21 protein-coding genes are annotated in these 22,599 nt (G+C 68.2%); 12 read left to right on the top strand and 9 right to left on the bottom strand.

Annotation, left to right across the window (positions count from 1 at the left end):
- Positions 1 to 76: 76 nt before the first annotated feature.
- Complete coding sequence (locus tag D7Y13_RS02045) at positions 77 to 1,270, top strand: hypothetical protein (protein WP_147444205.1); 1,194 nt, start codon at positions 77 to 79, stop codon at positions 1,268 to 1,270.
- A 24-nt stretch (positions 1,271 to 1,294) separates the two neighbouring features.
- On the opposite strand, the gene D7Y13_RS02050 is transcribed toward D7Y13_RS02045, so the two are convergent.
- Both D7Y13_RS02050 and D7Y13_RS02055 read right to left on the bottom strand, forming a co-directional pair.
- Entirely contained in the window at positions 1,295 to 2,107 is an 813-nt protein-coding gene (locus tag D7Y13_RS02050) for a metallophosphoesterase family protein (RefSeq protein ID WP_120582579.1), read from the bottom strand.
- Between the two features lie 60 nt (positions 2,108 to 2,167).
- Positions 2,168 to 2,614: a DUF4437 domain-containing protein gene (locus tag D7Y13_RS02055; RefSeq protein ID WP_120582578.1), complete on the bottom strand. Its 447-nt coding sequence runs from the start codon at positions 2,612 to 2,614 to the stop codon at positions 2,168 to 2,170.
- Positions 2,615 to 2,715: 101 nt separating this feature from the next.
- Here D7Y13_RS02055 and D7Y13_RS02060 point away from each other — a divergent pair, with 101 nt between their 5' ends.
- Positions 2,716 to 3,663: a LysR family transcriptional regulator gene (locus D7Y13_RS02060; RefSeq protein ID WP_158620292.1), complete on the top strand. Its 948-nt coding sequence runs from the start codon at positions 2,716 to 2,718 to the stop codon at positions 3,661 to 3,663.
- A 9-nt stretch (positions 3,664 to 3,672) separates the two neighbouring features.
- The gene (locus tag D7Y13_RS02065) at positions 3,673 to 4,278 is read left to right on the top strand and encodes a hypothetical protein (RefSeq protein ID WP_147444204.1); all 606 of its coding nucleotides are present in this window, start codon (positions 3,673 to 3,675) and stop codon (positions 4,276 to 4,278) included.
- Position 4,279: 1 nt separating this feature from the next.
- On the opposite strand, the gene D7Y13_RS02070 is transcribed toward D7Y13_RS02065, so the two are convergent.
- Entirely contained in the window at positions 4,280 to 4,783 is a 504-nt protein-coding gene (locus D7Y13_RS02070) for a nuclear transport factor 2 family protein (RefSeq protein WP_120531474.1), read from the bottom strand.
- 206 nt (positions 4,784 to 4,989) lie between these two features.
- On the opposite strand from D7Y13_RS02070, the gene D7Y13_RS02075 reads away from it, so the two are divergent.
- The 3 genes from D7Y13_RS02075 (at position 4,990) to D7Y13_RS02085 (ending at position 7,299) form a co-directional block, all read left to right on the top strand.
- Positions 4,990 to 6,246 (top strand): hypothetical protein, encoded by a 1,257-nt coding sequence (locus D7Y13_RS02075; protein WP_120582576.1) that lies wholly within the window; start codon positions 4,990 to 4,992, stop codon positions 6,244 to 6,246.
- Positions 6,247 to 6,340: 94 nt separating this feature from the next.
- Positions 6,341 to 6,799, top strand: coding sequence for a ribosomal L7/L12 family protein (locus D7Y13_RS45610; protein WP_158620291.1), 459 nt, complete (start codon positions 6,341 to 6,343; stop codon positions 6,797 to 6,799).
- A 92-nt stretch (positions 6,800 to 6,891) separates the two neighbouring features.
- Positions 6,892 to 7,299: a hypothetical protein gene (locus D7Y13_RS02085; protein WP_147444203.1), complete on the top strand. Its 408-nt coding sequence runs from the start codon at positions 6,892 to 6,894 to the stop codon at positions 7,297 to 7,299.
- Positions 7,300 to 7,536: 237 nt separating this feature from the next.
- Here D7Y13_RS02085 and D7Y13_RS02090 read toward each other — a convergent pair whose 3' ends face one another.
- From D7Y13_RS02090 to D7Y13_RS02105, 4 genes are read right to left on the bottom strand one after another with little or no spacing between them, the layout of a single operon-like run.
- Positions 7,537 to 8,295 (bottom strand): iron ABC transporter ATP-binding protein, encoded by a 759-nt coding sequence (locus D7Y13_RS02090; RefSeq protein ID WP_120531477.1) that lies wholly within the window; start codon positions 8,293 to 8,295, stop codon positions 7,537 to 7,539.
- Positions 8,292 to 9,263, bottom strand: a complete 972-nt coding sequence (locus D7Y13_RS02095; protein WP_233595333.1) for an iron chelate uptake ABC transporter family permease subunit — start codon at positions 9,261 to 9,263, stop codon at positions 8,292 to 8,294. Before D7Y13_RS02095 ends, D7Y13_RS02090 begins: the two co-directional genes overlap by 4 nt.
- Positions 9,253 to 10,317 (bottom strand): ABC transporter permease, encoded by a 1,065-nt coding sequence (locus tag D7Y13_RS02100; RefSeq protein ID WP_233595332.1) that lies wholly within the window; start codon positions 10,315 to 10,317, stop codon positions 9,253 to 9,255. The genes D7Y13_RS02095 and D7Y13_RS02100 overlap by 11 nt, the downstream gene beginning before the upstream one ends.
- Positions 10,280 to 11,164, bottom strand: coding sequence for a siderophore ABC transporter substrate-binding protein (locus tag D7Y13_RS02105; protein ID WP_233595331.1), 885 nt, complete (start codon positions 11,162 to 11,164; stop codon positions 10,280 to 10,282). The genes D7Y13_RS02100 and D7Y13_RS02105 overlap by 38 nt, the downstream gene beginning before the upstream one ends.
- A gap of 312 nt (positions 11,165 to 11,476) precedes the next feature.
- Here D7Y13_RS02105 and D7Y13_RS02110 point away from each other — a divergent pair, with 312 nt between their 5' ends.
- The 6 genes from D7Y13_RS02110 (at position 11,477) to D7Y13_RS02135 (ending at position 21,381) form a co-directional block, all read left to right on the top strand.
- A complete protein-coding gene (locus D7Y13_RS02110; RefSeq protein ID WP_120582574.1) occupies positions 11,477 to 13,135 on the top strand; it encodes a tumor necrosis factor receptor family protein in 1,659 nt (552 codons plus the stop codon).
- Between the two features lie 69 nt (positions 13,136 to 13,204).
- Complete coding sequence (locus D7Y13_RS02115) at positions 13,205 to 14,839, top strand: glycoside hydrolase family 43 protein (RefSeq protein WP_120531481.1); 1,635 nt, start codon at positions 13,205 to 13,207, stop codon at positions 14,837 to 14,839.
- A gap of 24 nt (positions 14,840 to 14,863) precedes the next feature.
- On the top strand, positions 14,864 to 15,331 hold the full coding sequence (gene rnhA, locus D7Y13_RS02120; RefSeq protein WP_120531482.1) for a ribonuclease HI: 468 nt from the start codon (positions 14,864 to 14,866) through the stop codon (positions 15,329 to 15,331).
- A gap of 147 nt (positions 15,332 to 15,478) precedes the next feature.
- Entirely contained in the window at positions 15,479 to 17,965 is a 2,487-nt protein-coding gene (locus D7Y13_RS02125) for a type VI secretion system Vgr family protein (RefSeq protein WP_120582573.1), read from the top strand.
- 18 nt (positions 17,966 to 17,983) lie between these two features.
- Complete coding sequence (locus D7Y13_RS02130; protein WP_120582572.1) at positions 17,984 to 20,272, top strand: amidohydrolase family protein; 2,289 nt, start codon at positions 17,984 to 17,986, stop codon at positions 20,270 to 20,272.
- A gap of 29 nt (positions 20,273 to 20,301) precedes the next feature.
- Positions 20,302 to 21,381 (top strand): hypothetical protein, encoded by a 1,080-nt coding sequence (locus D7Y13_RS02135; protein ID WP_147444202.1) that lies wholly within the window; start codon positions 20,302 to 20,304, stop codon positions 21,379 to 21,381.
- An 18-nt stretch (positions 21,382 to 21,399) separates the two neighbouring features.
- Here the strand turns inward: D7Y13_RS02135 and D7Y13_RS02140 are convergent, their stop codons facing one another.
- Positions 21,400 to 22,179 carry a hypothetical protein gene (locus D7Y13_RS02140; protein ID WP_120582570.1) on the bottom strand — a complete coding sequence of 260 codons (780 nt, stop codon included), beginning with the start codon at positions 22,177 to 22,179 and terminating at the stop codon, positions 21,400 to 21,402.
- A complete protein-coding gene (locus D7Y13_RS02145; RefSeq protein WP_120582569.1) occupies positions 22,176 to 22,580 on the bottom strand; it encodes a hypothetical protein in 405 nt (134 codons plus the stop codon). The genes D7Y13_RS02140 and D7Y13_RS02145 overlap by 4 nt, the downstream gene beginning before the upstream one ends.
- Positions 22,581 to 22,599: the final 19 nt, after the last annotated feature.

The raw sequence follows: 22,599 nt of genomic DNA on the forward strand, positions 1-22,599 counted from the left end.
GCCTTGTTCTCCGGATGCGGCGGGGACTGGACACCCCTGGATTCCAGACGTCCCCATCGCTCCCCTCGCTGGAGCCGTGAGTGCTGCGTCGATCGCAGCGGCAGGCAGTGCGGCCCAGCACAACGTGCTCGCCGCCGTCGCCAATGAGGCCCTTTCGAAGGGCGAAGCGGCGCTCAACTCGGTGGGACGGCAGTATGCGAACTCGCCCGACGCATCGCTGGCGGGCCGCGTGGTCGAGGAATTTCATGCCGCGACCTTCAACGCCGATGCGGCCTTGAAGGGCCGCATGGAACTTCACGCCCGCACGACCGCTAGCGCAGGTCGCTCCTTCGACGCGGTGGACATCGAGGTCACGAAAAGCGGCGCCAAGGTAGTCGACGCGCAGGTGAAGTACCTGGGCACCGCCGAGAAGACCGCCAAGGGACTCTCCCAACCGCGCTACGAGGGGCAGGCGAAGATCTGCCCGGCGGAGCAACTTGAAGGTGTGCGCTCGACAGCCCATCAAGAGGCTGTGCGCAACACCATCAAGCGTCCCGCTCAGGCGAAGCACTATGAGGACACCGCCGCGCATGCCAGTGACCGGCTCCAGTACGAAACGGTCCAAAGCCAACCGCAGACGAAAAAGGGTGCGGTGAAGCTGGCCAAGAAGGCTCGGCGGGGTCAGGCGAAGTTCAAGCGCGTTCCCACTCAGGACGTGGCCCGGCATGTGGGCACGGCAGCGGGCCGTGCGGCCTTCGCGGGTGGCGTCGTGGCCGGACTGGTGACGGCCGTGGTCTCGGGAGTGAGCAACGGTATCGATGCGGCGAAGGGGCGCAAGAGCGGACGCGAAGCCGTGGCCGACACCGCGCAGGACGCGGGGCTTGCAGCAGCGGATGCAGCCGCGAAGAGCGCCGTGGGCGCCGGACTTCAGGCGGGAGCCACGGTGCTGGCGCGAAGTGCCGCTGCGCAGGTCGTACGTGGGGTGGCCGGTGTCGTCGCGCGCTCCAATGCCGCCCTCGCGGTGGGCGCGGTTGCGGTGGATGCGCTTGTCGGCGGTGTCCAGTTCGCGCGAGGGAAGATCGACGGTGGCGAATATGCGACCCGAGTCGGGGAGTCCGCGACGGGGGCGGCAGGTGCATTCGCCGGAATGCAGGGTGGCGCAGTGCTTGGAACGGCCGTGGGAGGGCCCGTGGGCGCAGCGGTGGGGGCTCTCATCGGTGGGACTGCGGTAGCGGTGGGCGCAAGCGAACTCGGTCGTAAGATCTTCAGACGCAAGGAGCGCAAGAAGTAGGCGCTCTGGGGCAGCGCCGCGGGCTCAGGCAGCGCGCTGAAGAAGTACGACCCTGCTGTCCACGTTGAGCACCTGCGCTCCTCCGGGGAGGGTCGCGAGCGGCGTCTCCCAGTGGGCATGGCCGCACACCACCAGGGGCGCCTCCCGTTCTGGCAATGCCAGGCGGATGGCCGTGCTTCCCCGCAACTGCGTGCCGGGCACGTCCGGACCCTGGTGCAGCACGAGCATGTCCGGTGAGTGGCTCAGCGCATCTTCCAGCAGTCGCAGCTGATCGGGCTCTTCGCGCCGCCCCTGCTTGTCCCCACGACCCATGATGCTGCCCACGCCCCCCACGCGCAGACCCTCCAGGTCGATGGTTCCTCCATCAAGCAGGTGCAGTCCGGGCTGCTGCTGGAAGCGGGCCTGTTCGCGGGGGCTCCCGAACGTGTCGTGATTTCCGGCCACGCCCACCACCCAGCGGAAATGCTCCGCGAAGGCCCACCACACGCTGCGCACATCGCCGGAGGCGCCTCGCACGTTGGCGCCCGGCGCTGAGTACAGGTCTCCCGCGAGGACCACGCCGATGTGCCCGGAAGGGGGCAGGGTGTCCTCCTCGCCCAGCAGGGCCAGGGCATCCGCGAGCACCTCGCCCAGGAGGGCCACGGCTCCCTCCTGGCGGGGATGTGGCGCCACGCCTTGCAGATCCGAGGTCACCAACAGCGCTTCCACGCCTTCCGGGAGCGTGTCCACCGTCCCGCGCAGCAAGGGCAGGAGCTGTGTCTCCGTCCCGCCGCGCGGCGCTGCATTGAGATAGCGCCACGCGTGCATCGGCACCGTGTCGAGGGTCAGGATTCTCATGATGGCGCGGACGGTCGGCGCGGGGCCGCACTTCCTGACATCCACGCCCCCTTCCGCCGACTACTTCGCCTTCGCCGGGGCGAAGTCGAACGGCTTGTCCTGGGCAATCAGCATCACGCACTCGGACTCCGGCGCGCACTGGTTGCGGTGCACCACCTTGCCGGGCTGGTCCCAGGTGCTGCCGGACTCGACCGCACCGGCCGGGGCGACGCCGTCGCTGGTGTTCGTCATCCGGCCCTTCACCAGCACCCCGTGGTAGTCGGCGGAGTGGGTGTGCGGCCCCGAGTCGAACCCCGCGGGGAACTTCATCAGGAGCCCGTACGGGCCCTTCTTCATGTCACCCCAGAGGACGTGCACCGACGGCCCTCCGGGCATCATCTCCGTCCAGGCGAGCTTGTCGTACGAGGTCTGCTGGAACGCGGCGGCCTCCGCCTTGCCCTTCGCGACGGCGAGACCGAAGGCGGAGACAACGACGAGCGCGGCGGCGAACTTGGAAAGGGTCTTCACGGGTGGAACTCCTCGGTGGAAGCGACGCCGGGAAGAATGGCGGCGGGGCGCCTCTGCGAAAATGCCCGTTTCCGCAGGCTGACTCTGCAAGAATGCAGGCCATGCCCCAGTGGAGTGACCTGCAGCACTTCCTGGCCGTCGCGAGGGGAGGCAACCTCTCCGCGGCGGCCCGCCAGTTGAAGGTGGACCAGACCACCGTGGGACGGCGCCTGGCCGTGCTGGAGCGGGAGCTGGGGGCCCGGCTCTTCGACCGGACGCCCTCGGGTTTCCGGCCCACGGCCGTGGCCCTGCGCATCCTGCCAGCCGCGGAGGCGGTGGAGGCGGAGGCGCTGCGCGTGGAGCGGCTCGCCAGTGGAGAGGATCTGCGCCCCTCCGGCCCGGTGACGGTCACCGCGACGGACTCCTTCCTGGTCCACAACGTGATGCCGTGGCTGTCTGGCTTCCGTGAGCGCCATCCCGAAATCGAGCTGCACCTGCTGTCGGGTTACGAAACGCTCTCGCTCGTCCGGCGCGAAGCCGACGTGGCCATCCGCCTGGTCCGGCCCCAGGAGCCCTCCCTCCGCGCCCGGAAGGTGGCGGCCATCAGCATCGTGCCCTTCGCCTCCAAGGCATACCTCGCCCGCCGGGGGCCGGTGCGCTTCGACGCGGGGCTCGAAGGGCATGCCGTGGTCGGGTACGCGCACGACTCGAGGCGCTGGCCCGAATCCAAGTGGCTGGACGTGCACGCGGCCCGGGCCACCGTCGCGGTGCGGCTCACCTCCATCCTGGGCCTGCTCCAGGCCGCGCGCGAGGGATTGGGCGTGACGCTGCTGCCGGCCTTCTTCGGCCACCTGCATCCGGAGCTCGTTCCGCTCCGCGGCGTCCTGCCCGAATTGGAGCGGACCGTGTGGCTGGTGTTCCACGAGGACCTGGCCAACAACGCCCGGGTGCGCGCGGTGGTGGACTTCCTGGCGGACACCATCGGAGCGCAGGCCGAATCCCTGTCGAAGGCGCCCACGCGTCCACCGCGTGCGGCGCGCGGTATCGGCAAGCGCCGGGGGAACAGGTAGATTGGAGGGATGCACGCTCGCCTTCTGTTATTGCTGGCCGTCTGTGTTCCATTGCTTGCCTCGGCCAGGGAGCCGAAGCCACGCACGTACGACATCATCATCGTCGGAGGCGGGAAGACCGAAGCAGAGGCGCAGGCCGCGTTGGACCGGCTGAAGACCCAGGTGCTCTGGGTTCGCGTGGCGCGCCCGAGCGGAGACTTCCTGGCCGTCAAGAAGTCCGACGACTACCCCGGGCTCAACAAGGGGCTGTACATCGCCGTGCTCGGACTCTGTGCCCGGGACGCTGAAGTGACCGTGGACATGAAGCGCTTCATGAAGGCGCTCAAGGTGCATGCGCCGGGGGCGTACTCCAAGAGCATCAAGGGCCAGTATGGCGACCCGTGCCCTCCGTCAGATGCCTTCACGCCGCCAGACGACGAGGAGAAGCCCTTCCTGGAGCGCATCGCGAAGGAGCCGAAGTCAGCGGAGGCGTTCTACGCCTACGCCCTGTTCCTCAAGAATCAGGGCGGTCTGGAACAGGCCGACGCGATGGTCGGCCATGCGCTGGACCTCGACCCCCAACACGCGGAGGCCAAGGCCCTGGCCCATCTGCTGATGGTGCTGCTGACCGACTGAGCTACGGGGTGCCCAGGCGCTTGCCCTGGACGAACTCCAGGCCCAGCAGGTTGCCCCGCTGGTGCATCGGATCCAGCGTGACCTTCTGGATGCGCCACCCCTCCTTGTCCGTCTTCACCACCTCGTGCGTGTAGCGCCCCACCAGCGTCCACTCCTGCGGCACGCCGTTGAGCTGGAAGAAGTGGGACACCTCCGCGTAGGCGTGCACCGTCGCCTGCGTGTTGCTCGTGAACTCGGTGCGCACGGTGTTGGCCGTGGCGTGCTGCGTGCGGGTGAAGCACTCCAGCGACACGTCGCCGAACTTCGCCAGCACCGCGCGCGGCTGCGTGACGGGCGGCACGCCCATGAAGCGCGAGTAGTCCGCCGTCACCTCCGGCGCGAAGACCCGCTCCCAGCGGGTCCAGTCGCCCGTGTCCTTGCCATGGTCGATGGCCTGCCCGTACTCGGCCACCAGCTCCTGGATGGCAATCCAATCCAGCGTGTACTCCAGGTTCTTCTCGCGCATCGGCGTCTGCCTTTCAGGGGGTGGAGCGCGCGCAGGTTTTCACTGCCGGAGCTCCAGGGCAACGTCGCCTGCACGCCCGGCGGGGATTCCGCCAGGCCCGCCTGGTATCAAAGTGTTTTACTGGTTTTTCTGCTCCTGCCATGCCATCCCGCGAAGTCACTCGAAGTGAAAAAGGGATCACCATGGGAATCATCCGGAAAGCTTCAATGACCGTGTTGGGGAGCCTGATGTTGCTGTCGGCCAATGTGGCCGTGGCCCAGGTTCCGCCCTACACCCCGGTGGCGCCGCTGAAGAAGGTCCACTCCCTCTACAACGCGACGGAGACGGACCAGTTCTTCACGCTCGACGGGAACCTGGCGCAGTACTACCTGGGCAGTGGCGGGTGGAGCAGCACGGGCGAGGTCCTCTATCTGGAGACCCGTCCCCAGGCCACCACGGTTGCGCTGTACCAGTTGTACAAGGGCGCGCCGCAGCGGGAGCACTTCTACACGACGAACTCGGCGGATGTGGCGACCCTGGTCGCTTCGTACGGCTATGTCAGCTCCGGCATCCTCGGGTACATCTACAACGAGCAGGTCCCGGGAACCGTTCCGCTCCACCGTCTCACCCGCTTCGACGGCGTCACGGGGGACCTGGTGCACCGCTACACCGTCAGCTCCAGCCTCGTGACCACGCTCACGTCCCAGGGCTACGTCAACGAGGGGATCACCGGGTACGTCTACCAGGGCCCGACTCCCACGGTGGCGGGAGGCCACGTCTTCGGGGTTCGGTGTGGGCCCACGGGCTGCGGCCCCGGTTCCGGCGCGAGCTACCGCAACTACGCCTTCGGCAGCTACCGCTCCGTCAGCAGCATTGGCGCCAAGCCCGCTGGGGCCCGGTTCCAGGTGATGCGCTTCAAGCTCTGGACGCCGGACATGTTCGCCAACACGGGCTCGCCCTCGTCCACGTCCGGAGATCACCTCGTCTTCGTTCCGCGCGGCACCCTCCAGGTCAACTACAGCAACCTGCTGACCAGCAGCATCCACGGCATCGGGCTCATCGTCACTGCGGGTGACTACGGGTGCCCCCTGTATGACGGCGCCTTCATCGAGGAGTTCTGGCCCGCTCCCGCTCCGCCCCACCTGCCGTCGTGGGGCGGCTACAACTTCACCGCGCTCGCGACGCCGAACACCTGTGGTGCCGGCCGGCTGTACAATCGCAACTGGTACGACGTCTACGTCTCGGTCAGCGACACGGGCCTCGCCATGTATTCCATCCGCCTCAACGGGACGGTCGTCGCAACCAACTCCGTCACCTATGGCACCGCCACGCTGAAGGACACCAACGGCGACGGCATCCTGGATGATCCGGATGCGGCGGGATGGTTCGACGCCGCCGCCAGCGGCTGGTTCATGACCAATGCGCAGGGCGCGGGGCGTGACTACACCGCCTATGTGACGGACCTCACCGTCGTCTGGCAGTAGGCCTCGCGACACGCGCAGGGCCGGTGCGATCGCGGGTCACGTCCGGAGGGCCTTCACCCCTTGCGTGAAGGCCCTTCCGACTATGCTCGGAGGCATGTCCCTGATCCTCATCGGATGGATTCTTGTCGCGCTCCTCGCCGGGGGCGCCCTGGCGTTCTTGCAACGTCGCCTCCGTGAGGGCTCCTCCCGAGATGAGCAGGCGTTGGATCCGCCGCCCGTGGCCGCGCCGTCCCGACTGGCCCCGGAGGTGTTCCAGGCCCGCATCGAGGCGCTGATCGACGCCAACCAGACCATCAACGCCATCAAGCTGTACCGCGAGCAACACGGGGTCGGCCTGAAGGAGGCCAAGGACTCCGTGGAGGCGCTCATCGCGGAGCGGCACCCCTTCGGGCGCGCTCCGTCGGGAGCGGTGGAAGGGGATGCGGACATCGAGGAGGCCCTGCGCGACGACAAGCTCATTGAAGCCGTCAAGCTCTACAGGGATCGCTACGGCGTGGGCCTGAAGGAAGCGAAGGACGCATGCGACGCGATGCGAAGGCGCCTGCGAGGATGAGTGCCAGGGAGGAACTCCTCGTACGCCTGTAGGGACTTCTGGCATTGCATGCGGCGTGGGTGGCCTCGCTGCGGTGGATCCCGTGCGGGTCGATGGTGGACAGCCTGGCCGTGGAGGGAGGCTTCCTGGTGGCTGCGTCCGACGTGCAGGGACGCATCCAGATCTTCCGGCTGGATACGGCCCTGGCCCGGGTCGCGACCACGAATGTAGAGGTGGAGACGGGCCTCATCCCGGCGACGGTGACCCAGCTGGTGCGCACGTCCAGAGGGCCCGCGCTCTTCTATGTCACGGAGGGCGCGACCGCAGCCTCCACACAGGGGCATCTCGTGCAGCTCGATGAACAGGGTGTCCCCGTCGTCCGGCCAGAGGGCGGGAGGGAGGACGCCATCCTCTTCGAGCAGCCCGCGGTATGTGCCGACCCGAGCGGGCGTGTCCGTGGACGGTTCCCGGGTGTTGACGGTCTGGACGTCGGACCATCCCGTCGGCGGTATGGCTCATGAACTTCCAGGCGACCTGGCTCTCCGTGCAGTACGACTACAGCCTCCCGGACGGCTCCCTCTACAACGGGCAGGGGCGGCTCTGGGGGCGAAGCCCGACGGGCGTCGTGACGGACTGGACCCCCGGGCCGGGTCTGCTGCCCCTGCATCGACAGCAGGAGTGGGTGCTGATGCACGAACTGCCGAGCACCCGAGCCGGTGGTGCTCGCGCGAAGCTGAGCCCTCCCGGCTTCGGGGGCTTCAGCGGTAGTGGACGGCGATCCACTTCCCGTCGAGCTGGTGGATGGCGATGTCCAGGTCGTAGATGCCGCGCAGGACCTCGGTGCGCATCAGCTGCTCCGCGTTGCCCTGGAAGGCGACCTTGCCCTCGCGCATCGCGATGATGTGGTCGGAGTAGCAGGAGGCGAAGTTGAGGTCGTGCAGCACCAGGATGACGCTCTTGCCCAGGGCGTCCGCCGCGCGCCGCAGCTCCTGCATCATGGACACCGCGTGCTTCATGTCCAGGCTGTTGAGCGGCTCATCCAGCAGCACGTAGTGCGTGTCCTGGCACAGCACCATCGCCACGAAGGCGCGCTGGCGCTGGCCGCCGGACAGCTCGTCCAGGAAGCGGTGGGCGATGGGCTCCAGGCCCAGGTGGTGGATGGCCCCTTCCACGAAGGCGCGGTCCTCCACCGTCGGGCGCCCCCGCGAGTGCGGATAGCGGCCGAACGTCACCAGGTCCCGCACGGTCAGCCGCGCGGTGAGGTGGTTGTCCTGGCGCAGGATGGCCAGCCTGCGGGCCAGCGCGTCGCCGGGCGTCTTCGTCACGTCCAGGTCGTCCACCAGCACCACGCCCGAGGACAGCGGCAACAGCCGGCTGATCATCGACAGCAGGGTGGACTTGCCGGCGCCGTTGGGCCCGATGATGGACGTGACGCCGCGTTCGGGGATCCGCAGGGAGACGTCGTCCACCACCAGGGTGTCTCCGTAGCGGCGGGAGACGTTCCGGGCCTCGATCATCGCAGGGCACCTCGCATGAGCAGGGCAATGAACATCAGCCCGCCCAGGAACTCGATGATGACACGCAGGTTGGCGCCAAAGGAGAAGACCTGCTCCAGCAGCAACTGCCCGCCCAGCAGGCCAATCACCGCGAGGAACACGGCGGCGGGCAGGATGTGCACGTGCCGGTGCGAGCCCACCAGCCCATAGGCCAGGTTCGCCACCAGCAGGCCGAAGAACGTCACCGGCCCCACCAGCGCCGTGGACACCGACACCAGCACCGCCACCACCACCAGCAGGAGCGACACCGTGCGGCGGTGGTCCACGCCCAGGTTGATGGCCAGGTCTCGGCCCAGCCCCAGCACGTCGCAGGCGCGCAGCAGGCCCAGGCCCAGGAGGGAGGCCCCCACGGTCACCACCGCCGACACGGCGAGCAGGTCCGGATCCGGGTTGTTGAAGCTGGCGAAGAAGCGGTCCTGGAGGAAGGCGAACTCGCTGGGTGCGATGACGCGCTGGAGGAAGGTGGACAGGCTGCGGAACAGCACGCCCAGCACCACGCCCGTGAGCAACAGCAGGTGGATGCTCCGGCGCCCGCCCCAGAACAGCCACCGGTGCAGCACGCCGGAGAAGAGCACCATGACGGTGACCTCCACCGCGAACAGCAGGCGCACGTCCAGGGACGCCACCGCGGTGGAGCCCAGGAAGAAGAGCAGGCACGTCTGCAGCAGCACGTAGAGCGTGTCGAAGCCCATGATGGCCGGCGTCAGCACGCGGTTCTCCGTCACGGTCTGGAACAGCACCGTGGAGACCGCGATGGCGTAGGCCACCAGCACCACCGTCGCGACCTTGCGCCCGCGAAAGGGCAGCACGAAGTCCCACCGGCCCTGGGCGCCCAGGGTCATGAACACGACGACGCACAGCAGGGCCAGCCCCCCCAGCAGGAGCAGCCGCCGCTCGTGGCCCTCGGGCTTGAGCGCGCTAGCCCACACGGGCGTCCCGCCGCAGCAGCAGGTGGAGGAACAGCAGGCTGCCCACCACGCCCGCCACGGTGCCGACGGGAATCTCATACGGGTAGCGCACCACCCGCCCGACGATGTCACAGAGCAGCACGAAGCCCGCGCCCATCACCGCCACCCACGGGATGGAGCGCCGCGCGTTGTCGCCCAGCATCAGGCTGACCAGGTTCGGCACGATGAGTCCGATGAAAGGAATCATCCCCACGGTGGCCACCACCACGGCGGTGACCATCGCGACCAGGGCCAGCCCCAGCGCGACGATGCGCCGGTGGTTCAGGCCCAGGTTGGTGGTGAAGGCCTCACCCATGCCGGCGACCGTGAAGCGGTCCGCGACGACGTAGGCGATGCCCGTGAGGACGAAGGCGCTCCACAACAGCTCATAGCGCCCGCGCATGACGCTGGAGAAGTCCCCCGTCGTCCAGGCCGACAGCGACTGGAGCAGGTTGAAGCGGTAGGCGAAGAACGTCGTCGCCGCGTCGAAGATGGCCCCCAGCACCAGGCCCACCAGCGGCACCACGAGCGCCGAGCGCAGCGGGATGCGCCGCAGGATGAGCAGGAACAGCGCCGTGCCCGCCAGCGCGAAGCCCGCGGCCACCAGCGTCTTGAGCAGGACGGGCAGCTCGGGCGCCAGCACGGTGACGGCGAGGATGCCCAGGCTCGCGGACTCCGCGGTGCCCGCCGTGAAGGGCTCCACGAAGCGGTTGCGCGCGAGCATCTGCAGGATGAGGCCGGCCACGCCCAGCGCCATGCCCGAAAGCATCAGGGCCAGGGTGCGCGGCACGCGGCTGATGACCAGCACCTGCACGGCCCGGTCATCCCCTCCGGCCGCGAAGAGCGTGTCCCACGACACGTGGCTGACGCCAATCAGCAGGCTGAGCCCGGCGAGCACCAGCACGACGAGGCCCGCCACGAGCAGGCGCGGCACGGCGAGCGCCGGCTCCGGGACCACGGCGGAGCGGTGGGGGGCGCGTCTGTCGAAGGTGCCCGACTCAGGGAGCGGAGGGCTGTCGAGGCTGCGCATAGACATCCGAAATCTGCTCCATCAGGCGCCGCACCGACTGGATGCCTCCGCCAATGAGGTAGGTGTTGGCCGGCTCCAGGTAGACGACCTGTCCCTGCTTCCAGGCCGCCGTCTGGCGCACCAGCTCGTTGTCGAGCAGCCGCTGGGCGCCGCCCCCCTCGCCAATGGCCGCGTCGCGGTCGATGACGAACAGCCAGTCCGGGTTGGTCTCCAGGATGAACTCAGACCCGATGGCCTCCCCATGCAGGGACGCCTTGAGCGCTGGGGCCGCGGCCGGGATGCCGAAGCCCTCGTGCAGCACCCCGAAGCGGGAGCCCGGGCCATAGGCGGTCATCCGCCCGCCCGTGGTCAGCACGACGAGCCCCCGGCCCCGCGTCGCGGTGGTCTTCTTCAGGGCCTCGATGGACTGGCGCAGGTCCGCCAGGAGGGCCCGGGCCTTCTCCTCCCTGCCGAACACCGCCGCCAGCCGCTCCGTGTTGGCCGTCATGGTGTCCAGGTAGTGCGCGTCGTCCGTGGGTTGATCGATGGCGGGCGCGATGTCCTTCAGCTTCGAGTACCGCGCGCTGGAGCGCCCTCCGGTGATGATGAGGTCGGGCCGCGCGGCGCTCAGGGCCTCGTAGTCGGGCTCGAACAGCGTCCCGAACCGGGGGTACTTCTTCGCGTCCCCGTACTTCGCCAACTGCCCGGGGAAGTACTCGCCGGCCACCCCCTGGACGTCCACGCCCAGCGCGTCCAGCGTGTCCAGCGCGGCCAGGTCGAACACCACCACCTGCTTCGGATGCTCCGCCACCACGGTGCTGCCCTGCCCGTGGGTGAAGGTCCGGCCCGCGGAGGGCGCCGACGCCGCAGGCACGGCCGCTTCCGGGACTGGCGTGGAGGAACGCGAGGCGCGCAGACCGAAGACCGCGAGCCCGAGGACCGCGACGCCGCCAACGGCCGCGAGAAGGGGAGGGAAACGCCGGGGAGAGGTGCTCACGGGGTCGTTCAATCCAGGCTGGCTACTGATATCAAATGATTTTGATAATCAATATCGCGGTGGGTATAGCGGATCGCGGCCGGAGCGTCAAAGGTCGTCCGTCCCGCGACAGGCCTCCGGGCGGGCAGGGCTTCCAGGGGGCCGCCGGCTTGACGGGGCCGAACCCACGCGGGGAGCATTTGGAGACCGATGTTCTTCTATTTCGAATGCAAGACCTGCAAGCAGGTCAGTGAGCTCTTCACGGAGAGCGAACGGCCCGGCGCGGTCCCCAAGTGCGTGCCGTGCTCCACGAAGCACGGGAGCAGCATCGTCGAGACGCGGTCGGTGAACTACTTCACCTGGCACTGTCGGCGGTGCGACCGCACCTCGGGGATGTGCACGGCGGACGACTACCCGACGCTCAAGGGCGCCCGGCCCGTGTGCATGAAGTGCCACAAGTCGGACGCGGTCTTCATCGTCAAGCCGCAGGTCTCAGGCAAGCCGGCGCGGATGGCGAAGCGCAAGGAGCTGGGGGTGCTGGGCAAGCGCGAATGGGACGACCTGGACCTCTACGACGACACGACGGCGCTGGAATTGGAAGCGCTGGAGGAGGGGTTCCGCGGCGGCTCGCACAAGAAGCCGAACCTGGCCCTCGAGTTGGAGAGCGCGGACAAGCTCCCCCGTGCGTTCGTCTTCGGACCCACGGACCCCAACGCGCACCTGGCGAGGAGCGAGGCCACGTACCAGGAGAAGAAGCGCTTCCGGGAGAGGTTCAAGACGAAGAACGGAGCGCTGCCGGACAAGCGGAACCCGCTGAAGACCGAGCTCCACGATGGGACGGTGGTGGCCCTCAAGCGGTACCGCGACGACTTGACCTCGGAGGAGACGGTGGGCACGACGGTCTACCCGAAGATGAACAAGTCGGCGCCCACGGTCGTCAACGCGGCGAAGCTCGCGGACCGGAGCCTCCCGTGGGACTACCGGGAGCTGGGCCCCAACTCCTTCCTGCGCAGGCTCTGCTCGCTGCTGTACGTGGTGGAGTTCAACGGAGGCGGGGATGGCAACAACCCGGTGGAGCTCCAGGCCCTGTGGGCCAACGGCTCGCTCTTCCTGTCGACGAACAACCTCACGTTCTCCACCAGCCTGCTGGCCGCGCTCAAGACGGAAGGCTCCGTCAAGGCCTTCCTGGCGAAGGTCGACCTGAAGGGCACCCTGACAGGGGGCTACAAGACGGCGATGCGCAACTTCGGCAAGGAGCACACGGAGAAGCTCCCCGTGTACCAGGCCGAGTTCGGCAGTGAGAAATACCCGGACTACTTCCGGTTCAAGTGGGAGTACGTGTTCCAGGAGATCCAGCGGTCGCTGAAGTTCGCGGCCACGGACATCGAGGAACTGGTCGTCGCGAAGAGCGCGACCCAGGACGGCTTCAAGCACTGGTCGGTGGAGTCCCCGGTGGTGAGCGGCAAGGTCTACGTGGTCCTGCCCAAGAAGAAGACGAAGGGCGAGGGCGACACCTACTTCACGAAGAAGAAGATCCACGCCGAGGAGCTCTTCCATCCCATCCTGATGGCGCTCGACGGTGCGGGCCTCCTGAGCGAGGTGCTCCCCGCGTTCGTGGGCGGCGTGAAGACCCCCTGCCGCACCTGCTCCATGGTGCTGGAGGATGCGGCGACCACGTTGGGGACGAAGCTCATCCTCCCCACCAACGCCTTCGGGCACTACTGGAAGGCGTCCGGCATGCACGTCCCCAGCCCCGTGTTCCCGCCGAATGTGCAGACGATGGTGTTCGGGTCGAAGAAGTCCATCGATGACGGCTCCATCAACATCTACAACACGGAGATGCCTCCGTCCCCCAAGCGGGATGACTGACTCCGCCCTCTTGCCTTCTTCCTGATATTTCTAGAAATTCCAGAAATATTGGTTTGAGGGAGAGGGCTCATGAAGACCGTTCGTGTCGTCGGGTGGCTGTCCACGCTCTTCGCGGGGGTTGTCGGGTGTGGAGGCGGGACGGTCCCCGCGCCGGAGGAGGTTTCAAGCGCGGCGCTGGCGGCCGGTGACAACGCGCGGACGCTGGTGATGCCGTGGCTGGCGGACCCGGAGGTCTACAAGGAGAACGACGACCTGTTCTTCCTCACCGGCACGGGCAACGGCGTGGTGCTGCCGCTCTACGAGTCGAACGACCTCACGGCGTTCCGCTTCAAGCGCGACTACAATCCGTCCGCGGCGGATCCGACCTACGACTACTGCTTCCTCTGGGCGCCGGACCTCAACAAGTCCAACGGTGCCTACCAGCTCCACTTCTCCGCGCACCGGGTGCCCAACGGCGCGGCGTGCCCACCGGCCGGCCAGGAGGTGACGACCTTCGTCGCCACGGCGCCGGACCTGAACCTGAACTTCGGCGCGCCCCAGCCGCTCAACGCCAACACGACGTGGCCTCGCACCTCCACCGCGACGGGCTGCCTGCCGCAGGGCTGCAACCGGAACATCCGCATCGACTCGGCGACGTACAACGACGTGGCGGACCGCTGGTTCTTCTATGTCTGGTTCGACCGGGGCAACAACATCTCCTCCTTCAACATGGCGGCCCCGGGCACCGTCTACAACCACGCGGGCCCGGCCGTGTTCGCGACGCCTGCCCATGAGGAGGGCATCAACGAGGCCCCGGAGGTCTTCAAGCGCAATGGCATCTACTACCTGCTCTTCAGCGGCGGTTGGTACAACAGCCAGTACGCCATGTATTACGTGATGGCGGACTCCATTCCCCAGCTCACGCGGGCGCGCGCGGTGCGGCGGTTGTCCCTGCCGCTGCGCAACTCCGCCGGCAAGCTGGTGCAGAGCCACGGCCACAACGTCATCGTCGAGCGCCGGGGGGAGTACTTCAATGTCTTCCATGTCGGCGCCTTCGACACCGCGGGCAACCTCACCTCGCGCAGCACGTACATGCAGCGCGTCGGCTTCAAGCCCGACGGCGCGATGACCTCCCTCAATCAGGTGAGCGTCCGCTGGAACAAGCTCAACGGCTACAGCTACTCGCTGGACGTCGTCCTGCGGGACGGGTCGGTGATTGGGCCGTGCAGCTCCGTGGCGCTCCTGGGCCAGTCCAACAAGACGGTCTTCGACGGCGTGTGCCGCAGCGCGGGGGACCGCGTGGTGACGAAGGGGGACATCGCCGCCTTCCGCATCTTCTACGCCATCAACGGCGCCTGGGGGGCCTTCGTGGAGAAGGCGTATGACGGCATCTCCGACGACGTCTCCCTGGAGCTGCCGGGGGGCTTCACGCCGTTCGTGGACCTGGAGTGGAACGAGCTGCAGACCCCGGCCCAGTACTCCATCGACGTGCAGCGGCGGGACACCGGCGCGTGGATTGGCCCCTGCATCGGCGTGGCGTCCGTCAACAAGAGCCTGGCCTGGACCTACCAGGGGCGTTGCGACACGCCGGGCATCAACGTGGCCCCTTCCAACATCCAGGCCTTCCGCATCTGCTCGGCGGTGAATGGGGACTGGGCACATGCCCGCTGCGGCGCGGCGGCCTACGACGGCCGGGGCCTGCACTCGCGCATCGTCATCCCCTGAGCCCCGGGGTAGGGTGCGCGTTCGATGTCGCTCCCTCTCGTCCACATCTACTGCGACGGCGCCTGTTCGCCGAACCCCGGCCTGGGCGGCTGGGGGGCCATCCTCATCGCCCCGGAGCGGAAGTCCTACCGCAAGGAGCTCCAGGGCTCGGAGGCGGACTCCACCAACAACCGGATGGAGCTGACCGCGGCGCTCGTGGCGTTGAAGGCCCTGAAGATGCCGTGCCGCGTGCAGGTGTTCACCGACTCCAAGTACGTGTGCAACGCCTTCGAGGCGAAGTGGCTGGACAAGTGGCAGGGCAACGGCTGGCGCACGTCGGACAAGAAGGCCGTGTCCAACGCGGACCTGTGGCGCGAATTGCTGGAGGCCGTGCGCACCCACGAGGTGTCCTGGCACTGGGTGCGGGGCCACTCGGATGACGTGGAGAACAACCGCGCGGATGCGCTGGCCGTCGCGGCCCGGTTGGAGCTGGCGGCCCGGCTCGGGCGGTAGCGGCCCCGGGCCGAAGCCATCCACATCCGACCCCAACCTCCCACCCTCCGGAGGGCAATTCTTTTCACGGCCTCGCGGTGCAGCGCTTGCACACTCCTGGTATGGTAGCCCTTTCGGTCGCAAGCCTTGCACTGACGGGGGAAGTCCATGCCCAACGCCAAATCACCCGCCTTCACCCTGCGGGTGGGAGCCCTCGAGGCTGACTCACTGGTCGTGGAGCGGTTGAAGGGCGAGGAGGGCCTGAGCCGCCTCTTCGACTTCAGCGTGGACTTCGCGCCGCTGGCGCCCGAGTCCCTGGACACCGCGCCCCTGGTGGGGGCGGAGGCCCTGTTGACGGTGACCCAGCCGGGCGGGACGCCGCGCCACGTGCACGGGATGGTGCGCACGGTGGAGTCCCTGGGGCTTCGCGACGGCCGCTGGCGCTACCGCGCGCGCATCGTCCCCGCGCTGTGGCGCCTCACGCAGGTGAAGCGCAGCCGCATCTTCCAGGGGAAGTCCGTGCCGGACATCCTCAAGGACGTCCTCACCTCCGCGAAGGTGGAGGTGCGCGTCAGCCTTCACGAAAGCCACGCGCCGCGCGAGTACTGCACCCAGTACCGTGAGACGGACTTCGACTTCCTCAGTCGCCTGATGGAGTGGGAGGGCATCTTCTACTTCTTCGAGCACTCGGAGGAGGGGCACGTCCTGGTGCTCGGGGATGCCCCCAGCGTCCATGAGGCGCCGCCCGGTGGCGCCGCGCTGCCCCTGCGTGACGAGGACGGCCGGGTGGAGACGGGCGAATACCTGACGGACCTGCGACGCGTGCGCAGGCTGCGTCCCGGCGCGGTGCACCTGAAGGACTTCGACTTCGAGAAGCCGTCGCTGGACGTGTCCGGCAAGTCGAAGTCCTCCGAGGGGATGGAGGCGCTGGAGGTGTACGACTACCCCGGCGGGTACGTGGCCGCGGGCACGGGCAAGGCGGCGGCGCGGGTGCGCGTCCAGGAGGCCACCCAGGCCGCGCTGACGCTCGAAGGGGAGGGCATCTGTCCCCGCCTCACCTCTGGTCACCTGTTGCAGGTGGAGGACGACGGCACGCACGAGGGCCGCTACGTCGTGGTGACGGTGCGCCACCACGGCGGCCAGCCGGAGACCCACGGAGGCCGCGAGGCCCTGGGCGGGCTGTACCGCAACCAGTTCCAGGTGATGCCCGCCAACGTGCCCTTCCGTCCCCGGCGGCTCACGCCCCGGCACCGCATCACCGGGCTCCAGACGGCGCAGGTGGTGGGCCCGGCCGGCGAGGAGATCCACACCGACGTGCACGGCCGCATCAAGGTCCAGTTCCACTGGGACCGGGACGGCCAGCGGGATGAGAAGGCGTCCTGCTGGGTGCGCACCAGCCAGGCGCTGGGCGGCCCCGCGTGGGGCGCGCTCGTCCTGCCGCGCATCGGGCAGGAGGTGGTGGTGCGCTTCCTGGAGGGGGACCCCGACCGGCCGCTGGTCGCGGGCTCCGTCTACAACGGCGCCAACGCGACGCCCTACGCGCTGCCGGACGAGAAGACGAAGAGCACCCACAAGAGCGCCTCCAGCAAGGGCAGCGACGGCTTCAACGAGCTGCGCTTCGAGGACGCCAAGGGCCAGGAGGAGGTCTTCCACCACGCGCAGAAGGACCAGGACCTGGTCACGGAGAACGACAAGGACCAGGAGGTCCGGGCCTTCGAGGACCTGCTGGTGAAGAAGGACCGGGCGCGCACCGTGGAGGGCAACCAGTTCCTCTTCGTCAAGAAGGACGACGTGGGCGTCGTCGAGGGCCACCAGACGCTCCAGGTGCACAAGGACCGCACCAGCACCACCCAGGGCAGCCACGACGAGACGGTGGAAGGCAATCAGGCGGTGACGGTGGGCGGCAAGGAGACGGTCTTCGTCGCGCAGGGCGCGATGATGGACGTGGGCGCCGCGCGGGCGCAGACCATCGGTGGGGCCTCGCTGGTCAACGTGGCGCTCGCGTACAACGAGGCCACGGGGGGGCTGCGCTCGCTCCAGATTGGCGGCGCCTCCACCGAGTATGTCATTGGCACGCGGCAGGAGTCCGTGGGCGGGGACAGCTCGCGCAAGGTGGGCGGGGACTTCGTCACGGAGGCGAAGAAGCAGCTGACCGTGACGGTGGGCAAGGACCTGGGCGAGCAGGCCGGGGCGGACTCCCAGGTGAAGGTGGAGGAGGCGACGGCGTGGCTCGCGAAGACGTTCGGGCTGAAGGCGGACCGCTTCTCGCTGATGGTGGGTGACCACCTCATCCTCGACATGGAGAAGTCCGGCGCGGTGAAGCTCTTCGCGAAGACGCTCACCGTCGACGGCTCCGAGGTGAAGTTCAAGGGCGCGAAGGTGAAGATGGAAGGCTCCGGCTCGCTCAAGGACAAGAAGGCGAAGCTCAAGGACATCGAGAAGCTCACGCAGGAGAAGCCCGCGCCCATGGACCTCCAGCTCAAGGGGCCGGACGGCAAGGCGCTCTCCAACGTGGCCTTCGAGGCGGAGCTGCCAGACGGCACCGTGCAGAAGGGCACGCTGGATGGCAGCGGCAAGGCGAAGTTGAAGGACATCCCGCCCGGCCCGCTTCGCATCTCCTTCCCCGACCTGGATGCGGGAATCTCCAAGAGCTGAAGCGCACCTGAGGACACCATGAAGAACTACACCGTCCAGGATGGCGACACGCCCCAGGGCCTCGCCTCGCTGTTTGGCTTCAGTGACTGGAAGAACATCTACGAGCACAAGTCCAACGAGTCGCTGCGGGGCAAGCGCGGGCCCAATGAAATCAAGCCCGGGGACAGCGTCACCATCCCGGATGCCTTCATCGAGCTGCCCGGTGGCTCCAGCGCCTCGCTGCTCGCGTCGGAGAAGCTGCCGCTGCCGCCCGTCGTCATCGACGCGCACATGCACATCATGAGCGGCAACTGCACGCCGTTCCCGGTGGCGTACTACACGCAGTTGGAGCCGCGCTTGGGCGGCATCCTGTCGCCGGCCAGCTCGCGCAAGTTCCTCAACGGCGTGGGCGTGCTCGTCCTCCAGTGGTTCCAACCCTTCGTGGGCTGGTCTCCGCGCGATACGTTGAAGATTGGCGGGGACACCGTCGATCAGAACGACAGCGTGTTCTCCGTGTTCCGCAAGTCCGACGCGACGAAGCACCTGCGCGACTGCGAGCCGTCCTTCCTGGGCATCTCCATCGTGCTGACCATGGACATGGACCTGTGCCATCTGGATGGCTACAAGGGCCAGAGCGTCTACACGGAGGTGAAGCCTCCCGACGGCGGAGATTCCTACTACACCTTCAGCACCCGCCTCACGGGAGACGTCGACGAGCGGCCCGACCTGAGCGTCGCCCACCCCGGGGAGTTGGGCATCTTCGAGCCCTGGAACGCGCAGGTCCTGGCCACGAAGACGGCGTGCGCCGAACACCCGTTCCGGCTCATCCCCATGTATCACTACGAGCCGCGCCGCTACTCGCAGTGGACGGGCAAGGAGAAGGCCTTCCCGGAGGCGTCACTCTCTCCTGACTGGAGCAAGCCCTTCGCGGAGCTGGCCACGAAGACGCAGGCGGGCATGTTCGCGGGCTTCAAGATGTACACGTCCCAGGCCTACCAGCCCACGGATCCGAACGTGCCGGCCCTGGCGGAGTTCTTCGCGAAGTGCGCGGGGGAGGGCGTGCCCATCATGAACCACTGCACCCCGAGCGGTCACTTCACGCACGACCGCAAGCTCTACATCGAGCTGGATCCGGCCGCGGCGGGTGCGCTCAGTCAGGCGGACAAGGACGCCTACGCGGACGCGCGCAAGAAGCGCGGCACGTACCTGGACGCGAAGGAGACCTTCTCCCAGAAGGAGAAGACCTTCGAGGACTACTGCGCCGAGCACAGCCTGCCGCTGGACCCTCATCTGTACACTCAGTACGGGACGCTCGCGCCAGACCTGTCGGCCATCTCCATGCTGCCGACCGATCCCGAATACTGGAAGGCCTACGGCGAATACAACGACGCGCGGGCCGCGATGGATGAGACCGGCGAGGCCTATGAGAAGGCCGCTCGCGTCGTCCGCATGCACGAGGACATGCCGGCGCGGCTCGCACGCGCCGGAGGCGACACGCAGAAGATGCTCCAGGATCCGCCCCTGCGCCTGAAGTACTTCAAGGAGAAGCACCTGCACCCGGAGGCGTGGCGGCCGCTGCTGGAGCGCCACGACAAGCTCAAGCTGTGTCTGGCCCACTTCGCCTCGGACCGGTGCCTGTGGTGGCACTACCTGAAGGACGAGAACGGCAAGTGCTTCGACGAGGACGACGTGCCCTACGAGAAGAACTGGGTGACGTCCATCATCGAGCTCTGCAAGAAGTACGACAACTTCCACACGGACCTGTCGTACCTGCCCCTGCTGGATCCGCTGATGCCGTCTCCGGAGCGCTCGAAGAAGGAGGCGCAGGCCTTCAAGAAGCTGGAGCGCGAGGAGAAGCTTCCCTTGATGTGGGAGGGGCTGGCCAAGGTCTGCGAGCAGAAGCACATGCTGACGAAGATCATGTTCGGCACCGACTGGTACATGATCCTCGCGTCCAAGAAGAAATACTCGAAATGGTACGAGGAGACCCTCAAGGGCCTGGCGCTCGTCGAGGAGCGTCTCAACCTGCCCCGGAAGATCAACCTCTTCTACCAGTTCGCGGTGGTGAACCCGATGCGCTTCTACGGGCTGCCCGTCATCGCGGACAACCTCAAGAAAGGCATTGAGGCCTTCGTGGAGACAAAGGCGCTGACGGAGAAGGAGAAGAAGAAGCACTTCGCCAAGACGCAGGAGCGGATGATGCGCAACCATCCCATCCTCAAGAACCTGGCGGCCGTGCTGGAGAAGGTGGAGAACGCTCCCGGGGATGACAAGGGGCTGCTCTACGAGGATCAGGTCCGCTTCGTGAACGTGGTGCCCACGTCGTGACACGCCATCCTGGAGCCTGAATGCCTCCCGTGCCCCTCACACTGAGCCAGAGCCTGCCCTTCCCGTCGGCCGCCCGGAGCTACCCGCTGCCGGTGACAGCGGAGCAACTGGCGTTGGTGATGCCTACGCCCCGGCCCGGCGCCGCGGCCGTCATCCTCTTCGACGAAACGCTGCGCATGCTGACGTTGGGCGCGGACTCCGCCCAGACGTCCCGGGTGGACAAGGGCTACCTGCCGCAGGTGTCTGGCGGAGACCTCCAGGCCATTTCGCCCGCCGTGATTCCCGACGCCTGCGCCTACCTGCAGACGCGGCTGCTGGTCGTCTACGACCTGACGCAGCAGCGCCACCAGATGCACATGGCCGCCAGGAAGATGGATGAAACCCCGGTGGGCGCGCGGTGGCTGTCGGTGGAGCCGCGCCGCATCGCCGTGCTGATACGGGATTTGAAGAACTACCTGAACACCGGAAGCGTGGACTTCCGGCTGCGCGTGCTGGACCTGAGCGGGCCCAAGGCGAAGACCGTGGGTGAGCGGGAGATGGGCCACGACGGCGGCTTCGTCTGGGACGCGGGCGCGGGCGTGCTCGTCCTGCGCAAGGACAACGAGGTGCAGGTGCACGGCCCCGCGCTGGACGGGCCCCTGGACCATCCGCTGGCGCGCGCCCTGGCCGTCCTCCTGGCGGGCTCCGGCGGCCTGCGCCTGGACGAGCTGCGGCTGCATCCCACCCAGCCGCTGGCGGTCTTCACCGTCGCGGGACTGCCTTCCTCGGACAAGGACAAGGACCGGGATGTGAGCGGCGTCTGGCGGGCCACCTGGGACGACCAGGAAGCGACGCTGACACCGCTCGTGAAGCTGTCGCCCCTGGAGCGGGTGGAGCTGGGCGAGTTCTCACCCGAGGGTGGCTGGCTCACCTATCTCCAGACGGAGCCGGGACCCTCGCGCCTCTACGCCCAGCAGGTGCTGGGGACGCCCGGGCCGCTCCATGCACTGGGCGCGGTGGAGGACGCGGAGAACCTGCTCTGGACGCGGGCCCCGCTGGCGCTCGCGGCGGTGATGCCTCGCAAGCAGCTCATCACGCGTTGGGACTTCGGCCGGGCTTCGGGGCCCTGACGCCAGGGCCCGCCGGCTTCAGCGGGACAGCGCGAGGAGGATGAACGTCGGCACGGCGGCGACGAGCACGCCCGCTCCGAGCGCGAGCACCTTCTGGATGAAGAACATGTCCTCCAGCGTCTCCACCAGCGCGCCCTCCAGCCGGTCGATGGCCAGCGTCTCCAGCTCCCGCACCGCGGAGGGGACATCCGGCGACGTCACCACCGCGCGCAGGGCGATGAGGCCCAGGACCCGGCGGGACTGCTCCATGAGGAAGCGCTCCAGCCGTTCGGTGCGGGAGGGCGGTGCGTCAGGCTCCTCCTGTGGCACCTCCTTCAACCGCTCCGCCACGGACTGCTCGATGGCGCGGGTGAGCTCCTCGCGGCTGGTGGCGCCGGCACCTCGCAGGCGCCGGGCGGCCTGGAGCGTGGCGGGCTTGATGACCGCGTAGGCGTAGCCCATCAACCCGCGCTCCTGCACCTCGCGGGCGAGCCGGGCGCTGACGGCGTGGACCATCAGCACGTAGCCTCCGGAGAGGGCCAGGGCGAGCGGCGTGAGCACGAAGCTCAGGACCTCCAGCCACACAGGGGTGGGCGCCGCGCCGGACAGGCGGGGCACCAGCACGAAGACGCCGGCCATCACCAGGCCGAAGCTTCCGAAGAGGAAGAAGCCCTTCAGCGCGCCCCAGAAGCCGGAGCCCACCAGTGAAGGCACCACGCTCACGAGCACCCGCAGCCCGGCCCGGGCCATCCCCGCCATGCGTTCGCGCTGGCGGGCCGGAGGGGCTTGCTCCCCCACTTCCACGAGGGCGGTGCTCATCGCGCCTGCTCCTGGGCCAGCTCGGCGGTGGCCCACCGGTCCACCTCTTCGGCGGAGGGCGGTGACAGCGCCGCCGCGGCGGACTTCGGGTCGCGGCGGCGGCGCCACCACACCAGCAGCGCGGCGGCGCCAAACAGCACGGCCCCGAAGGCCAGCCGGGGCAGCAGTCCGAAGCTGGGGCCGAAGCGCCCGCCCTCGTCCCTCCACGCCTTGAAGCTTCCCGCCGCGGCGAGGACCCCGAGCAGGGCGGCGACGCGGAGGATGTCGCCGCTGGCCGGCCCCGGTACGAGTCCCAGCAGTCCGAGCAGCACGGACACGGTCCACAGCAGCACGCGGCCCACGCGGAAATCCATCATCTTCACCAGCACGGCCGCCACCGGCTGTGTGCCCTCACCGCTCATGTGCTGCCCCCTTGAACCC

Origin of the sequence: Corallococcus praedator (assembly GCF_003612125.1) — a bacterium.
GTDB classification, from domain to species: Bacteria; Myxococcota; Myxococcia; order Myxococcales; family Myxococcaceae; genus Corallococcus; species Corallococcus praedator.

Coding starts and splice junctions, on each gene's coding strand:
- D7Y13_RS02050 (WP_120582579.1), bottom strand. CDS start 2,107: ATGAGAATCCTGACCCTCGACACGGTGCCGATGCACGCGTGGCGCTAT.
- D7Y13_RS02060 (WP_158620292.1), top strand. CDS start 2,716: ATGCCCCAGTGGAGTGACCTGCAGCACTTCCTGGCCGTCGCGAGGGGA.
- D7Y13_RS02065 (WP_147444204.1), top strand. CDS start 3,673: ATGCACGCTCGCCTTCTGTTATTGCTGGCCGTCTGTGTTCCATTGCTT.
- D7Y13_RS02070 (WP_120531474.1), bottom strand. CDS start 4,783: ATGCGCGAGAAGAACCTGGAGTACACGCTGGATTGGATTGCCATCCAG.
- D7Y13_RS02075 (WP_120582576.1), top strand. CDS start 4,990: ATGACCGTGTTGGGGAGCCTGATGTTGCTGTCGGCCAATGTGGCCGTG.
- D7Y13_RS45610 (WP_158620291.1), top strand. CDS start 6,341: ATGTCCCTGATCCTCATCGGATGGATTCTTGTCGCGCTCCTCGCCGGG.
- D7Y13_RS02085 (WP_147444203.1), top strand. CDS start 6,892: ATGGTGGACAGCCTGGCCGTGGAGGGAGGCTTCCTGGTGGCTGCGTCC.
- D7Y13_RS02090 (WP_120531477.1), bottom strand. CDS start 8,295: ATGATCGAGGCCCGGAACGTCTCCCGCCGCTACGGAGACACCCTGGTG.
- D7Y13_RS02100 (WP_233595332.1), bottom strand. CDS start 10,317: ATGTCTATGCGCAGCCTCGACAGCCCTCCGCTCCCTGAGTCGGGCACC.
- D7Y13_RS02110 (WP_120582574.1), top strand. CDS start 11,477: ATGTTCTTCTATTTCGAATGCAAGACCTGCAAGCAGGTCAGTGAGCTC.
- D7Y13_RS02115 (WP_120531481.1), top strand. CDS start 13,205: ATGAAGACCGTTCGTGTCGTCGGGTGGCTGTCCACGCTCTTCGCGGGG.
- rnhA (WP_120531482.1), top strand. CDS start 14,864: ATGTCGCTCCCTCTCGTCCACATCTACTGCGACGGCGCCTGTTCGCCG.
- D7Y13_RS02125 (WP_120582573.1), top strand. CDS start 15,479: ATGCCCAACGCCAAATCACCCGCCTTCACCCTGCGGGTGGGAGCCCTC.
- D7Y13_RS02130 (WP_120582572.1), top strand. CDS start 17,984: ATGAAGAACTACACCGTCCAGGATGGCGACACGCCCCAGGGCCTCGCC.
- D7Y13_RS02140 (WP_120582570.1), bottom strand. CDS start 22,179: ATGAGCACCGCCCTCGTGGAAGTGGGGGAGCAAGCCCCTCCGGCCCGC.
- D7Y13_RS02145 (WP_120582569.1), bottom strand. CDS start 22,580: ATGAGCGGTGAGGGCACACAGCCGGTGGCGGCCGTGCTGGTGAAGATG.